This window comes from Agromyces sp. GL_144, assembly GCF_057834305.1.
Window position 1 is genome coordinate 3984660 of the sequence record NZ_CM174399.1, and the last position, 14887, is coordinate 3999546.

Sequence of the window (14887 nt, forward strand, 5' to 3'; positions counted from 1 at the left end):
GAATGGGAGCCTCAGGAACCCGAACCGTGCCCGAACCGACCGACGCGCAATGGCAGCGGATGCTGCGCTACGGCATACCGACGCAGACGCGCGCCGGCGACGTGCTCTTCGCCGCGGGCGACCGCTGGTACGACCTGGTGCTCGTCGAGTCGGGCACCGTCGACATCGTGCGCGAGCCGCTCAAGTGGATCGAGGAGACGCGCATCGCCACGCTCGGCCCGCGCTCGTTCGCGGGCGAGCTCGGGCTGCTCAACGGGCAGCGCGCGTTCCTCACGGCCCGCGTCGCCGAGCCCGGGCGCGTGCACCGCATCGACCACGAGTCGCTGCAGCGCCTCATGGCCGAAGACGACGAGCTCTGCGACCTCATGCTGCGCACGCTCTGGGCCCGGCGCGAAGAGCTTCGCCGCGGCCCTGCGGCGTGGACGCTCAAGATCATCGGCTCCGGACGCTCGCGAGAGGCCGTGGCGCTGCGGCGGTACGCCGAGCGGCTCGACCTCGTGCACACCTGGGCCGACATCGACGACCCCGAGACGGTGGCGGCCTTCAGGCACCACGGGTTCTCGACCGACGACCTGCCCGTCGCGGTCGTGCAGGGCGAGAACGTGCCGAACGCGACCCCGGGGCAGCTCGCCGAGCTGCTCGGCCTGGCCTATGCGGCCGAAGACGACGCGACCGTCGACCTCGCGGTGGTCGGCGCAGGCCCGGCCGGGCTCGCCGCCGCGATCTACGGCGCCTCCGAGGGACTGCAGACCGTGCTGCTCGACGCCGTCGCCCCGGGCGGGCAGTCGTCGGCGACCTCCCGCATCGAGAACTACCTGGGCTTCCCGTTCGGCGTGAGCGGCGACGACCTCACCGCCCAGGCCTCGCTGCAGGCGATCAAGTTCGGCGTGCACGTCATCGCGCCCTGCGAGGCGGTGCGGCTCGAGGCCGACCCCGACGCGCTCGCGCTCACGCTGGGTGACGGCGCGGTCGTGCGTGCCCGTGCCGTCGTCGTCACGACGGGCGTCGCCTACCGCTCGCTCGACCTCGACCGATGGAAGGAGTTCGAGGGTGCCGGCATCCACTACGCGGCCTCCACGCTCGAGCTGCGCCAGGTCGCGGGGGGCGAGGTCGTGGTGGTCGGCGGGGCGAACTCCGCGGGTCAGGCCGCGCTCGCCCTCGCAGCGAGCGGATGCCGCGTGCGACTCGTCGTGCGGGCCGACGACCTCGGCCGCCAGATGTCGAGCTACCTCGTCGACCGCATCACCGACGACGTGCGCATCGACGTGCACACGGGCACGCGCGTGGCCGGCCTCGACGGCGGCGACGCCCTCGAGCGGGTCACGCTCGCCGGCGGCGTCGAGCAGACGGTCGAGTGCCGCGGCCTGTTCTGCTTCATCGGAGCGGAGCCCGCCACCGACTGGCTCGGCGCCTTCGAGCGCGACGAAGACGGCTACCTGCACACCGGCGCCGACGTCGTCGGCCTCGGCGACGCCTGGCGCGACCTCGCCCGCATGCCGCTGCCGTTCGAGACGTCGGTGCCGCGGGTGTTCGCCGCGGGCGACGTGCGACGCGGCTCGATGAAGCGCGTCGCCGCCGCGGTCGGCGAGGGATCGAGCGCGGTCGCCTCGGTGCACCGGGCGCTCGCGGCGGCGGAGGTGTTCGCATGAGCGAGCTCGCACCTCCGCCCACCGGCACCGGTTGCGGCGACTGCGACGCGGGCGGCGGCTGGTGGTTCCACCTGCGCCGCTGCGTCGACTGCGGCCACATCGGATGCTGCGACTCGTCGCCCGCCCAGCACGCCCGCCGTCATGCCGAGCAGTCCGGGCACCGCATCGCGACCTCGTTCGAGCCCGGCGAGCACTGGTTCTGGGACTACGCGACCGAGGCCCCCGCCGAGAAGACTCCCCTCAGCCCGCCCTTCGCCCGCCCCGACGACCAGCCGGCGCCCGGCCCCGAAGGCCGGGTGCCCGCCGACTGGCGTGCGCTCCTGCACTGAACCCGCTCGCGCGACGGGCAACGCCGCCCCGCGGCATCCGCCCGCCCGACCTGAGAACGCCGGCCCGCGGCATCCGCCGGCCTCGTGAACGTCACCAGTCCGTGACCTGCGCCGCATAGTGTGGAGCACATGGGACGACGTGAAGAGGTCGAGTGCTGGCTGACCGACATGGACGGCGTGCTCGTGCACGAGAACCATGCGCTACCGGGTGCCGCCGACCTGCTGCAGCAGTGGGAGGACTCGGGCACGCCCTACCTCGTGCTCACGAACAACTCGATCTTCACCGCGCGCGACCTGTCGGCGAGGCTCCGCTCGAGCGGTCTCAACGTGCCTGAGGAGCGCATCTGGACGTCGGCGCTCGCGACGGCCGACTTCCTGAAGTCGCAGCTGCCCGGCGGCACCGCCTTCGTCATCGGCGAGGCCGGCATCACGACCGCCCTGCACGAGGCCGGGTTCATCATGACCGAGACGAACCCCGACTACGTCGTCGTCGGCGAGACCCGCAACTACTCGTTCGACGCGATCACGAAGGCGATCCGCCTCATCGGCAACGGCGCCAGGTTCATCGTGACCAATCCGGATGCCACGGGGCCGTCGGCCGACGGACCCATGCCGGCGACCGGGGCGATCGCCGCCCTCATCACGAAGGCCACCGGCATGGAGCCCTACGTCGTGGGCAAGCCGAACCCGATGATGTTCCGCTCGGCGCTGAACAAGATCGGCGCGCACTCCGAGAACACGGCGATGATCGGCGACCGCATGGACACCGACATCGTCGCGGGCATCGAGGCCGGCCTGCACACGATCCTCGTGCTCACGGGCATCAGCGACCAGGCCGAGATCCAGAAGTACCCGTTCCGGCCCGACGAGATCCTCGACGGCGTGCACGAACTGCTGCGCAAGGACCCCGTCGAGACCGAGCTGTAGGCGCTCAGGCCGCGGCGGCCACGGGCTCCTCGGGCTCGGCGTCGAGCCGCTCGCGCAGCTCGGGATCGAGGTCGAGGTCGGCCGCGCCGAGCACCTCCTCGAGCTGCGCGACGCTCGACGGCCCAGTCACGGGGATCGCCGGAACCTCTCGCCCGAGCATCCACGCGAGGGCGACCTGGTTCGGCGTCGCGCCGGCCTCGCGGGCCACCTCGCGCAGCAGCCGCACCCGCGCATGCGACGTGGGGTGGTCGGCGCCGCCCCAGAGCGTCTTGTCGGAGCGGGTGAGTGCCCCCTGGTGCAGGGGCGAGTACGCGGTCACGGCGAGCGGCGGCCGCCCGTCGACCCCGGTGGACGCCGCGTACGAGAGCAGCTCGGGCGTGACGAAGTTCTGCCGGCCGAGCTTCGGCGCAGGATAGATGTAGCTGTACTGCTGCTGCACGAACCCGTAGGGCGCGACGCCCTGCCGCAGTGCCTCTTCACGGGCTTCGACGATGCGCCAGAGCGCGACGTTCGAGATGCCGCTGACGCCGATGCTGCCCTCGTCCTGCAGCGCGCCGAAGACCCCGACGGTCTCGGCGAGCGGCGTCTCGAGGTCGTCGACATGGCCGTAGACGACGTCGATCTGCTCGACGCCGAGGTGGCGGGCGCTCTCGCGCACCTCCCGGTCGACGATCGCAGCGCCGAGGCCCTGGAAGTTCGTGGGCGGCGTGTTCGACAGCGGCAGCGCGGGGTCGGCCTTGGCGGCGCCGACCTTCGTCGCGATGCGAAGCCCTTGGGGGCGCCCGCGGCTCTTCAGCCAGCGGCCGATGACGTCCTCGCTGTCGCGACCGTACCCGTTGTCCCAGAAGCTGTAGTTGTTGGCGGTGTCGATGAACGTGCCGCCCGCCTCGACGAAGCGGTCGAGGATCGCGAACGAGGTCGCCTCGTCGATCTTCGTGCCCATCTGCATCGTGCCGAGGCAGATCGTGGAGACGTCGAAGCTGGTGCGGCCGTTGCCGACGGTGCGGTATCGCATGGTGGTTCCTCCGTGGAGATCTGGTGTCCGTGGTGACATCTCCGACGGTACGAGCAGATCGGTTCGGGCATACACTCCAATCAGCGGCCATTCCGCCAGACCAATTCCACGAATCGAGCGAAGGCGAGCGGATGCCTCGGAACGACGCACCCCGAACCGCGCCCGCGCTCGCGTGGGAGACGCTGCTGCCGCTCGGCGACGGACCGGCCCCGCTGCGGGATCGCCTCGAGCGCAGCATCCGCGACGCCGTGCACGCCGGCCTGGTGCCGCCGGGGTCCGCGCTGCCGCCGAGCCGCCTGCTCGCCGAGACGCTCGGCGTCTCGCGCTGGGTCGTGACCGAGACGTACGGGCAGCTCGTCGCCGAGGGCTTCCTCGAGGCCGTCGTCGGGTCGGGCACCCGGGTGCCGCTGCCCACGGCACGAGCGTCGGATGCCGCGGCGACGACGCGCCCGCCGGCGCCCGAGCCCCGCGGCGAGTACCGACGCCCGAGATTCGACCTCGGACCCGGAATCCCCGACCTGCGGCACGTGCCGCGCGCCCGCTGGGCCGCGGCGGTGCGGCGTGCGCTCGACACGCTGCCGGGCGGGGAGCTCATGGTCGTCGATCCCCTGGGCCATCCCCGCGCCCGCATCGCCGTCGCCGAGTACCTCGCCCGCTCGCGCCGGGCCGTCGTCGCCCCCGACGACGTCGTGATCACGCACGGCGCGACCGACGGCATGGCGGGGGTCGTCGCCGGGCTCCGCGCGGCCGGGCATCGCAGCATCATCGTCGAGGACCCGAGCTGGGGCCGCCTGCGCGAGGTCGCGGCATCCGCCGGTCTGACGCCGGTGCCCGTTCCCGTGGATGCCTCGGGCATCGACGTCGATCGGTTGCTGGAGGCCGCCGGGCGCACGGGCGCACGGGCCGCGCTCATCACCCCCGCCCACCAGTTCCCGCTCGGGGCGGCGCTCTCGGCCGGTCGCCGTGAGGCGATCGTGCGCTGGGCGCGCGAGGTCGACGGGGTGCTCATCGAGGACGATTACGACGCCGAGTTCCGCTACGATCGTCGCCCGATCGCCGCACTGCAGGGCCTCGCGCCCGAGCACGTGGTGCTCGTCGGATCGCTCTCGAAGTCGATGGCGCAGGCGTTCGGCCTCGGCTGGGCGGTGATCCCGGCCGAGCTGCGCCGGCGCATCCGACTCGCCCACGACCGGCCACGGCCGTCGACGCTCGAGCAGGTCGCCCTCGCGCAGTTCATCGCCTCGGGCGACCTCGAGCGCCATCTGCGGGCGGCGCGCGGGCGCTTCCGGCGACGCCGAGCGACCTTGCTCGACGCGTTCGCCCGCGAGCTGCCCGACCTCGCGGTGACGGGCATCGCCGCGGGCATGCACGCGATGCTCGAGCTGCCGACCGGTGTCACGGCCCGCGAGGTCCGCGACGCGGCATCCGCCCTCGAAGTGGCCGTCTCGGACCTGAACCGCTACCGGGCGACCGCTGCGCCGGGCGCCCCCGAGGCGCTCGTCGTCGGGTACGGCAATCTCGACGACACGCTCGTCGACGAGGCCGTGGCCCGCCTCGCGGCGGCGACCCGGGGCGCGAGCCGCGTCGCTCGTTGACGATCGCCTTTCAGGAAGGGGTGCGGCCACGGCGGGGCATCCGCACGCAGGACTGCGTCTCTTCGGCCGCGCTGCCCACACCCTTCCTGAAAAGTGAAGAATCCACGCGGCCGGGGCAGAAGCGCTAGTGCTTGCGCCAGACGTCGGCCTGCGCCGTGCCGCGGTCGACGTCGATCATCGCGTCGGCCCGATCGGCGTCACGGAGCCGTGTCTTCTCGGAGTGCCGCCGCGGGGAGAACGCCCACTGCGTGCCGACCCAGAGCGCGAGGATGACCGCGCCGCCCACCCAGAACGTCCAGTCCATGTCCGCCACCTCCGTTCCCTCCACGCTAGCCGCCCGTTTCGGATGCCGCGACTCGACCCGGCACCTGCAGCGGCGACTCCCGGCGACCCCTCAGGTGCGCGCCTCGTGCCGCACGGGCTTCACCCTCGCAGGCGCGCCGGCCGCCGGCTTCCATTCGCACTCGAACGTGCCCCGGTAGCCGAACAGGAACCCGAACCGGTCGTTGTGCACCTCGAGTTCCACGCGGAATGCGCCGAGTCGCTCGTCGAAACGCTCGTGCAGCCGCGCGCGGCCGCTGAACAGCATCGGGAAGCGGAAGGCGATCGGCCCCTCGTAGAACCGTTGCGCCTCGGAGCGCAGCACGAGCCCGCCAGCATCGTCGACGGCGAGGTCGAGATCGACGGCCAGGTGCTGGTGCGTGCCGAGGTAGTCGACGATGCGGTCGCCGGCGAGGATCATCGTCGCGTCGAAGCGCCGCCGACGACCCCTGATGTCGTACTCGCGCACGAACGTGACCGTCTCACGACCGAACGGGTCGAGGTACGGATGGTTCTCGATGCGGAACGGCACCTGGGTGCCGACGTCGGGCACGAGGATGTTGCGCAGGCGCCCGACCTGCAGGAACGGCACGGTCCACCACGGCCCGCGCCGCACCTCGGTCATGACGCCCCGGCCGATGCACGCCTCACCGGAATCGAGGCCGACGCCGAATCGGCGCTGCATCATCGGGTGCAGTCGCGAGAAGTCGTCGCCGAGCGCCCGGGCGAAGATCGAGGTCATCCGGCGGCTCCGGATGTCGCGGCATCGACGGATTCGGTCGTGCCGGCCGGCTCGGGCAGCGTCGCGAGCGTGGCCGGTGCCCCGGCGAGGTGGTCGGCCCGGCGCCTGCCGCCCTCGGGTGCGCGACGGCAACGCGCAGCTCTCGGGCGTTCGGCGCGCCAGAACCAGAGCACGCTGTGCAGCGGCCAGCGCTCGGGCTCCTCGCCTCGCTCGATCCAGATGCGCAGGCGATCGAAGCTCCATGCCGTCGCCCATCCGAGCATCGGCCGCACGAGCACGTCGAGCAGGCCCCAGCCCGGGTCGTAGTCGTAGCCCGTGATGAAGCGCGTGCCGGCAGCAGAGGCGGTGTATCGCCAGTAGCCGCGCCCGGCCCGGATCGGCGAGACCCGGTCTTCGGTCGAGAACCGCAGCGCCGACGTGCGCGACCCGTCGAGGCGCGCGGTCTCGCCGAGACTGACGCCGACGCCGTGCACCGTGTGGAACGGCACCCGGCGCGTGTACGTGAACCGTTGCGGCGCGGCATCCGCAGCCGGTTCGGGCGTGATGCGGGAGAAGCGGATGTCCCACCTGACGTGCTGCGCGGGGTCTTGACTCAGCTCCCAGACGCGTTCGAGGTCGGCGGCGACCGCCGTCTCGACGTAGATGCCCGAACGTGCCACGCGTTCGAGGCTAGCGGGCCGGTCCAGGCGCCCCGATCAGGCCAGGCGCGCGATCGCGTCGACGACGCCGGCCCAGAACCGCTCGACGTCGAGGTCGACGGCCACCCAGGCGTTGGGCTCGCGGCCGAGCATGCCGTCGAAGTCCACGCTCGTGGCACCGAGCGTCTCGGTGCCCGTGAGCTCGATATCGAGGCGCGTGTGTCGCAGCTCCACGCAGCCGGGGTCGGCGAGCACGGCCACGGCGACCGGGTCGTGCAACGGGCCGTCGGGCATGCCGAAGACCTCGTCGTTCGTGCGGCAGAAGAACTCGAGCAGCTCGTCGCCGAACGCGGCCGTGCGGGTTCCGGCGGCGACGAGGACCGCGCGCACCGACGGCGTGACGAGCGCACGATGCGTCACGTTCAGGCCGACCATGGTGAACCGGATGCCGCTGCCGAGCACGAGCGCGAGCGCCTCGGGGTCGACGAGGGCGTTGAACTCGGCGTAGGGCGTCGCGTTGCCGCGCTCGGTGGAGCCGCCCATCCACACGATCTCGCGGATGCGCGGCGCGAGGTCGGGGCGGTCGCGCAGCAGCACGGCGACGTTCGTGATCGGACCGGTGGCGATGATCGCGACCGGCTCGGCCGCGGCCTCGAGCGTGTCGGCCATGAGCTCGCTCGCGGAGCGCGGGTCGAGCGGCACCGTCGGCTCGGGCAGGGCGGGGCCGCCGAGGCCGTTCTCGCCGTGGATCCACTCCGCCGTGACGAGCTCGCGCGCGAGCGGTCCGGCGGCGCCCGCCGCGACCGGCACGTCGTCGATGCCGGCGACCGTGAGCACGACGCGCGCGTTGCGGCTCGTGTGCTCGAGCGGCACGTTGCCGCCGACGGTGGTCACGGCCAGCAGGTCGAGCGACGGATGCCCCGCTGCGAGCCACAGGGCCAGCGCGTCGTCGTGCCCCGGATCGCAGTCGACGATGACCGGGGTGCTCACGCCGGCGCCGCCTCGAGGTCGACCACGGCGGGCTCGGTCGCGCACGTGGCATCCGCAGCCCTTGCAGACGAGCGGATGCCTCGTGCGAGACGACTCACGCCGCGGGCCCGGGGCCCGCGAGCGAACCGGTCAGCGCTTCGCCGCCCGACCGGTTGACGAAGCAGTAGTACGTGCGCTCGCCCTCGGCCCACTGGTCTTCGGTGACGGGGTAGCTGCCCTGCACCTGCAGGTCGGGGATGCCGGCCGCCGCCGCGACGTCGACGATGCCCGCGGCCGTGCACAGGCCGTTCATCTGCGCGCCGAGCTCGGCTTCGCCGGGGAACGGCGCCGCCTCGTCGCCGGGGAGCTCGCCGCGGTAGACGAGCTGCGCCGCGTGCGCGACGCCGCAGTCGACGACGGTGTACTCCTCTTCCCACGCCGAGGCGAAGGGGTCGAGGCACTCGCCGCCGTAGAGCGTGTTCCACGCGTGCACGCCCATGGGTTGCGGTGCCGTCGGCTCGACCGCGGGCGTCGACTCGTCGGAGGCGCTCGCGCTCGACGACTGGCTCGCCCCGGCGTCGGCCGAGCCGCCGCCCGCGAGCTTGGAGCCGAAGAAGAACAGGCCGACGAGGACGAGCACGGCGACGAGGCCGCCGGCCACCCAGACGAGCGTCTTCACGGTACGGCGTTCGGGGCCGGAACCGCCCTTGCCCGAGCCGCCCGAGCCGCCGCCGTTGCCACCTCCGTTGCCACCGCCTCCGTAGCCGCCCGAGCCGCCCGAACGGCCGGCACCCGCCGGTCGTCCGCCGCCTGCGGAGGGCGTCGAGGTTCCGGATGCCGCACTGAACGCCGTGCCGCTGCCGTAGCCGCCGGCCGCGGCGAACGGCCCGGACGACGCGTATCCGGCACCGGCCGCCCCGGCCGCACCGGCGGTGGAACCGGCCATGGCGAACGCGGCGACCCCGCCCACGGGGGCGACGGCCACCGGCCCGGTCGGCTCGAAGAGCGAGGCGAACGGATCATCGTGCTCGGGCCCGTTCGCCGAGCCGGCCGCGGCCCACGCGTCGGCGGCATACGGAATGCGCTCGGTGGCGGGCTGGGCGAACTGACGCGTGGGCGCCGGCTCCTCGTGGAACGACTCGGCCTCGAACGGATCGGCGTCGAACGAGTCGCGGGCGAACGGATCGTCGTCGTCGGCACCGATCGGGAGCGGCGCGGTGTGCAGGAGCTGGGTCTGCGTGGAGGGCTCTTCGCCCTCGAACGCGGCGAACGGGTCGAGCTCGTCGATCGGGGCGACGCCTGCGGGAGCGGCCGCGCCGGTGGACGCGAACGGGCTCGCCGCCGTGCCTGCTGCGGCGGTGCCGGCAGCCGCCGAGGCGGCGAGCATGCTGAGCACCGAACCCGCCGGCGCATCGGCGCGAGGATCTTCGGCCAAGGGGTCGGGCGTGATGCCCCAGTCGAAGACGGGCTCCTCGCCCTCTTCAGCGACGACGCTCGTCTCTGACGGGTCGACGGGAACGGCCGACCAGGCACGAGCGGCCTGCACGTACTGCGGCACGACCTCGGTCTCGGTGTCTGCGTCGGGGTCGTCGAACGAGAGGCCGAGGTCGGCGAGGCCGTCGACGTCGTCGCGCGACGGCGCCGGAGTGAACGACGGTGCGGGCGCGGGCGACGGGGCGACTGCGGGAGTCGGCACGAAGCCCTGTGCCGGCGCACTCGCTGCCGATGCGGACGCCGCCGGAGCGATCGCCTGCCCGCCGACCGTACCGGCGGCGAAGGAGGCGAAACGACTCGTCTGGGGAGCCGGCTCGTCGTACGGACGCCCGAACGGGCTGGATTCCGGCTGCGCCTCTGCGCGCGGGTGCGGAGCCTGGACCGGGGCCTCGGGCGCGCGACTGCCGCCGAGCGCCGCGAGCAGGTCGTCGACCGGCTCGACCCGCTGGTCGACGGGTGCCTGCGGTGCGGGCGCCGCGGCGAACGCCGGGAACGTGCTGCGAGGGGCGGGCGCGGCCGGTGCGGCGTCGACGGCGGCGGGCGCGGCCGTCGCGGCGGGCGCCGCCGGTGCCCAGGTCGGCGCGGATACGGCTTCGGGAACCGCGGGTGCGGCGTCGGCGCCGGGCACCGACGGCCACGGCGCCGGCAACGGCGGCGCGGAGTGCGTCGACGGCGCGGGCGCTGCGGCGGGCGCCGGGTCGACGTCGGCGAGCGCGGCCTGCTGTTCGAGCGCCTTGCGCTCCCGACGTGTGAGCTCGGGCGCCGGCACGGGGTCGGGCTCCTGGAGCGCCGACCAGAGGTCGGCGCCGAAGTCGCTGGTCGGGGCCTGAGTCGCGAGGTTCGGTGCCACCGGGGTGAAGGAACTCCGGGCGACGGGCGGCGCCACGAAGCCGCCGAACGGGTCCACGTCGTCGACGGCGGGCGGGATCGGCGCAGGCTGCACCTGCGGCAGCGGCGCGGCCTGCGCCTGTGGAGCCGGCGCGGCCTGCGGCGGGTGCACGGGCGCGACATCGGGCTGGGACAACCGACGGAACGCCTCGCGGAGCGCGTCTTCGGAACTCGGCGCCGCTGCAGCCGACGGGGTCTCACCCCACGTCAGGGCGAACGGACCGGTCGGCGTCGCCGGGCCGGGAATCGTGGGAGCAGCCTGACCGGCCAGCGGCTGTGCGGCACCGGCGCCTGCGGTCGGGAACTGACCGGCCGGGACGTGGCCGCCCGCCGGCCGGCCCACGGGCGGTTCGACCGTCAGCGGGGAGTGCGACGAGGCGGGCGCCGAGTACGGCGCCGCGGGGGGCACGACCGGGATGGCCTGCGTCTGCGCCGACGCCCACGGCTGCGGGGGCGCGGGCGCGGGCGGGGCGGCAGGAGCGGCCGGCGTCACGGGAAGGGCCTGCGCCGGCGGCGCGACCGGCATGACGTGGGTCTGCGGCGGGCCCCAGGGCGAGGGCGAGCCCGGTGCGGACATCGGGGACTGGGCGGGCGGCGCTGCCTGCGCCGCAGCGGGAGCAACCGGGGCAGTGGGCTGGGGCGGCGCCGCGTCGACGACGGGAAGGGCGCGAGTCGCGGTGTCTTCTCGCGCGGGCGTCTCGGCGAGCGAGAACCAGTCGAGCGATTCCTCGCTGCGGGCGGCACGGCGACCCTGAGCCGGCGGCGGCGCGGCCGCGGCGGACGGAGCGGCCGGAGGATTCGCGTACGAGGGCTGGGCGGGCGGAGTCGGCTGGGTCTGCTGCAGGGGCGGCGTCGGCGCGGGGGAACCCCCAGCGGCGAGCTGCGCCAGCAGCCAATCGGCGTCGTTGCCGCCCAGTCGATCCGCCGTCATCAGGCCAGACCCAGGTCGTCCAGGTCGATCGCCGCGAGGTAGTCGACACCTGCGGCCTCGATGACCTCTCGGGCACCCGTCGCGCGGTCGACGACGACGGCGACGGCGACGACCTCTGCGCCGACCTTGCGGAGCGCCTCGATCGCCTTCAGCGGCGAGCCGCCGGTGGTCGAGGTGTCCTCGAGCACGATGACGCGCTTGCCGGCGAGGTCGGGGCCCTCGACCTGCTTGCCTCGGCCGTGGTCCTTCGGCTCCTTGCGCACGACGAACGCGTCGTAGGCGAGACCGCGCGCGACGCCCTGGTGCAGGATCGCCGAGGCGATGGGGTCGGCGCCCATCGTCATTCCGCCGACGGCGGAGATGTCGGGCACGCCGGCGATGAGGTCGAGCATGACCTGGCCGATGAGCGGCGCGACTCGGTGGTCGAGGCTCACCTTGCGGAGGTCGACGTAGTAGGTGGCCTTCTTGCCGCTGGTGAGCGTGAAGTCGCCGTGGAACACCGCATCGGCCGAGATGAAGTCGATGAGCTGCTGACGGACGTCTGCGCTGTGGGGGTCTGGGAGCGTCACAGCGAACACTCTACGACGAGCACGGCTGGGAGGAAGGTGCGGATTCTCAGACGACGCCCTTCGAGGAGGTGCTCGCCGCGGCATCCGCTCGCTTCTCGGCCTTTCGTCCGCCCCAGAACGATCGGGGCGTTCCGGGCAGGATCCGCGCCCAGAACGGCGGCCGTTCCTCCTCGGCGAGTGCGGCGGGCACGTCGATGTGGAACTGCGCGATCTCCTCGGCGCCGTGGTGCACGACACGGTAGAGCGCGGTGCCGATGAGCACGCCGAGGGCGATCGACATGACGGAGGTGAGTGCCGACGCGAAGTTCTCGATGCCGGCACTCGTTCCGACCGCCTCGGTGAGCCCGACGAGCCCCGCGGCACCGGGCACGAGCAGCCAGAAGGCCGGGAGGAACGTGAGCTGCGAGGGCGCTCCACTGCGCAGTGTGGCGATCCACAGCACGACCGGGGTCATCGCGAGGGCGCCGACGAATCCGCTCACCGTCTGGCTGAGCAGCACCGCGCCGACCGTCTGCCCCGTGTATGCGACCAGCAGTGCGAGCAGCACCCACCCGAAGGTCGACGGCGGCGCCGAGAAGTGCAGGTAGTTGCCGACCGCGAAGAGCAGGACGCCGAGGAGGGACACCCACCACGGCATGGGTGCGGATGCCTCGAGCGGCACGTAGCTCGAATCGTCGACGCCGACGACCGTGCCGGCCGCCAGGATGCCGAACGAGAGGAGGGCGAGCTGCACGAGGCCGAAGACGAGACGCGAGGCGCCCGAGACCATCTGGCCGGCCGCGAGCTCGACCGTCGCGGTGGTCAGCGCGCCACCTGGCAGGAAGGTCGCCAGCGGTGCGATGAGCAGGCGGATCGGGTCGCCGATCTCGATGTGCGGCGCGAGCAGGAAGACCGCGCAGGCGCACACGAAGGCGGCGAAGACCGGGAAGACGAGTTGCAGCGTCGGCGAGCGCACGAGCTTCAGCAGGCCGATGAGCGCGCCGAGCCCGAACGCGACCAGCGCGCCCTGCCAGGTCGGGGCGAGGAGCAGCGCGAGGCCGGTCGTGAGCACCGCATGCCCGAACACCCGTACCACCCACGAGTACCGCTGCTGCATCGCGCCGATCTCGTTGAGCCGTGCGATGCCGTCGAGCGGGTCGATGCTTCCGCGCTTCGCCTCCTCGATGAGCCGGTAGAGGGCGGCGATCTGGTCGAAGCGGAACGACGTGTTGACGGCGGAGCGGATGGCCACGCGGCCCTGCTCGGCATCGCCCGTCTCGATCAGGATGACGGTCGGCAGCACGACGATGTCGGTGTCCTCGCGGCCGTACGCCCTGGAGACGGTGTGCATCGTGTCGCCGATGCGGTCGACCGACTCGGCGGCGGCGTTCATGCCCTCGGCGAGGCCGAGGAGGAAGCGGCGCAGGACGTCGCGATCGGCGGCGGTGCTCGTGCTGGTCGCCATCAGAGCACCATCCGTTCCCCCGTGCGGCTCGGCATCGAGCCAACAGTAACGGGAGCCGGGAACGATGAAGGGCCGCCCGACGGAGTGTCCCTCTCCACGGGCGGCCCTGAGGCCCGGCGTCGCCGGACGATTCGCGCGACTAGAAGGTGCGCGCGAAGCTCTGCTGCGGCTGGCGGCGGTAGCCGTCGCGGGACGCGAGGACGATGGTGCCGACGATGCCGGCGACGGATGCTGCAGCGACGAAGATGAGCGTGGCCATGGTGGCTCCTTACGAAAGATGTGGCGTGGACCGATCGGATGATGCGCCATTGCATGCCTTCGATACCCCAATGATCCTCCTCGAAACAATTCAGCACAAGCTCACAGAACTACATCGAATATGTAGTCTGGCTTCATGGATGTGAACCGTCTCGATCTGCTCAGGGAGCTCTCCGAACGCGGCAGCGTCACCGCCGTCGCCGAGGCGACCGGGCGCACGCCGTCGGCCGTCTCGCAGCAGCTGAAGGTGCTCGAGCGCGAGGCCGGCATGCCGCTGACCGAACGCAGCGGTCGCGGGCTCGTGCTCACCAGCGCCGGGCACGCCCTCGCCCGCAGCGCGACCGAGGTCGCGATCGCCCTCGAGCGCGCGAACGCCCTGTGGGACGAGTTCCGCAACCATCCGAGCGGCGAGGTCAGCCTCGTCACCTTCCCGACCGTCGGCGCGACGCTGCTGCCCGGCGTGCTCGCCGACCTCTCGCAGGTCGCCGGGCTCGTCGTGCAGTGCACCGACCTCGACCCCGAGCTCGCCGGATTCGCCGACCTCACCTCCGAGTACGACATCGTGCTCGCGCACACCATGCCCGGCGTACTGCCCTGGGGCGGGCGCGGCCTCTCCGTGGTCCCGCTGCTCACCGAGCCGCTCGACGTTGGCGTGCCGGTCGGCCACCGGCTCGCCGGGCGGTCGAGCGTGACGAGCACCGACCTCGTCGACGAGACCTGGCTCGGCGTCCCGCCGGGCTTCCCGTTCGAGCGCATCCTGCACGTGATCGAGCAGCAGGGCGGCAAGCGCGTGAACGTCACCCAGCGATTCAGCGACATGCGCATCATCGAGGCCTTCATCGCCGCGGGCCAGGGCGTCGCGTTCGTGCCGCGGTACACCTCGGGCACGGTCCCGGCCGACGTCGTCCTGAAGCCCATCCGCGGCGTGACCGCCGCACGCCAGATCGTCGCCCTCGTGCGGCCCGACGTCGCCGAACGCCTGGCCGTGCGCACCGTGCTCGACGTCCTGGTCGCGAGGGCGTCGCGTCTCGAGCAGGCGCACGGGCACCCGTCGCGCGGCGTGGGCGCCGACGACCGGTAGCCTGCCGCGCGTCGCGTCGGAGTCGCCGGCCCGACGA

The 14887-nt window shown here is 73.1% G+C and carries 13 protein-coding genes; 5 read left to right on the plus strand and 8 right to left on the minus strand.

What is annotated here, in order from left to right; translation table 11 throughout:
• The first annotated feature begins 26 nt into the window (after nucleotides 1–26).
• The 3 genes from AC3IPY_RS18330 (at nucleotide 27) to AC3IPY_RS18340 (ending at nucleotide 2905) form a co-directional block, all read left to right on the plus strand.
• Nucleotides 27–1649: an FAD-dependent oxidoreductase gene (locus AC3IPY_RS18330; protein ID WP_489185711.1), complete on the plus strand. Its 1623-nt coding sequence runs from the start codon at nucleotides 27–29 to the stop codon at nucleotides 1647–1649.
• Nucleotides 1646–1978: a UBP-type zinc finger domain-containing protein gene (locus tag AC3IPY_RS18335; RefSeq protein WP_489185712.1), complete on the plus strand. Its 333-nt coding sequence runs from the start codon at nucleotides 1646–1648 to the stop codon at nucleotides 1976–1978. The genes AC3IPY_RS18330 and AC3IPY_RS18335 overlap by 4 nt, the downstream gene beginning before the upstream one ends.
• A 129-nt stretch (nucleotides 1979–2107) precedes the next feature.
• Nucleotides 2108–2905: an HAD-IIA family hydrolase gene (locus AC3IPY_RS18340; protein ID WP_489185713.1), complete on the plus strand. Its 798-nt coding sequence runs from the start codon at nucleotides 2108–2110 to the stop codon at nucleotides 2903–2905.
• Nucleotides 2906–2909: 4 nt separating this feature from the next.
• Here AC3IPY_RS18340 and AC3IPY_RS18345 read toward each other — a convergent pair whose 3' ends face one another.
• Nucleotides 2910–3920, minus strand: a complete 1011-nt coding sequence (locus AC3IPY_RS18345) for an aldo/keto reductase (protein WP_489185714.1) — start codon at nucleotides 3918–3920, stop codon at nucleotides 2910–2912.
• A 131-nt stretch (nucleotides 3921–4051) separates the two neighbouring features.
• Here AC3IPY_RS18345 and pdxR point away from each other — a divergent pair, with 131 nt between their 5' ends.
• Entirely contained in the window at nucleotides 4052–5515 is a 1464-nt protein-coding gene (gene pdxR, locus AC3IPY_RS18350) for a MocR-like pyridoxine biosynthesis transcription factor PdxR (RefSeq protein WP_489185715.1), read from the plus strand.
• Nucleotides 5516–5639: 124 nt separating this feature from the next.
• Here pdxR and AC3IPY_RS18355 read toward each other — a convergent pair whose 3' ends face one another.
• From AC3IPY_RS18355 to AC3IPY_RS18385, 7 genes are all read right to left on the minus strand, one after another.
• Entirely contained in the window at nucleotides 5640–5819 is a 180-nt protein-coding gene (locus AC3IPY_RS18355) for a hypothetical protein (protein ID WP_489185716.1), read from the minus strand.
• 90 nt (nucleotides 5820–5909) lie between these two features.
• On the minus strand, nucleotides 5910–6578 hold the full coding sequence (locus tag AC3IPY_RS18360) for a DUF4166 domain-containing protein (protein WP_489185717.1): 669 nt from the start codon (nucleotides 6576–6578) through the stop codon (nucleotides 5910–5912).
• Nucleotides 6575–7237, minus strand: a complete 663-nt coding sequence (locus tag AC3IPY_RS18365) for an SRPBCC family protein (RefSeq protein WP_489185718.1) — start codon at nucleotides 7235–7237, stop codon at nucleotides 6575–6577. The genes AC3IPY_RS18360 and AC3IPY_RS18365 overlap by 4 nt, the downstream gene beginning before the upstream one ends.
• A gap of 36 nt (nucleotides 7238–7273) precedes the next feature.
• Nucleotides 7274–8206: a nucleoside hydrolase gene (locus tag AC3IPY_RS18370; protein WP_489185719.1), complete on the minus strand. Its 933-nt coding sequence runs from the start codon at nucleotides 8204–8206 to the stop codon at nucleotides 7274–7276.
• 94 nt (nucleotides 8207–8300) lie between these two features.
• The gene (locus tag AC3IPY_RS18375; protein WP_489185720.1) at nucleotides 8301–11498 is read right to left on the minus strand and encodes a hypothetical protein; all 3198 of its coding nucleotides are present in this window, start codon (nucleotides 11496–11498) and stop codon (nucleotides 8301–8303) included.
• On the minus strand, nucleotides 11498–12067 hold the full coding sequence (gene pyrE / locus AC3IPY_RS18380; protein ID WP_489185721.1) for an orotate phosphoribosyltransferase: 570 nt from the start codon (nucleotides 12065–12067) through the stop codon (nucleotides 11498–11500). Before pyrE ends, AC3IPY_RS18375 begins: the two co-directional genes overlap by 1 nt.
• Nucleotides 12068–12113: 46 nt before the next feature.
• On the minus strand, nucleotides 12114–13511 hold the full coding sequence (locus tag AC3IPY_RS18385) for a threonine/serine exporter family protein (RefSeq protein ID WP_489185722.1): 1398 nt from the start codon (nucleotides 13509–13511) through the stop codon (nucleotides 12114–12116).
• Between the two features lie 394 nt (nucleotides 13512–13905).
• Between AC3IPY_RS18385 and AC3IPY_RS18390 the strand changes: the two genes are divergently transcribed.
• Nucleotides 13906–14850 carry a LysR family transcriptional regulator gene (locus AC3IPY_RS18390; protein WP_489185723.1) on the plus strand — a complete coding sequence of 315 codons (945 nt, stop codon included), beginning with the start codon at nucleotides 13906–13908 and terminating at the stop codon, nucleotides 14848–14850.
• Nucleotides 14851–14887 lie beyond the last annotated feature (37 nt).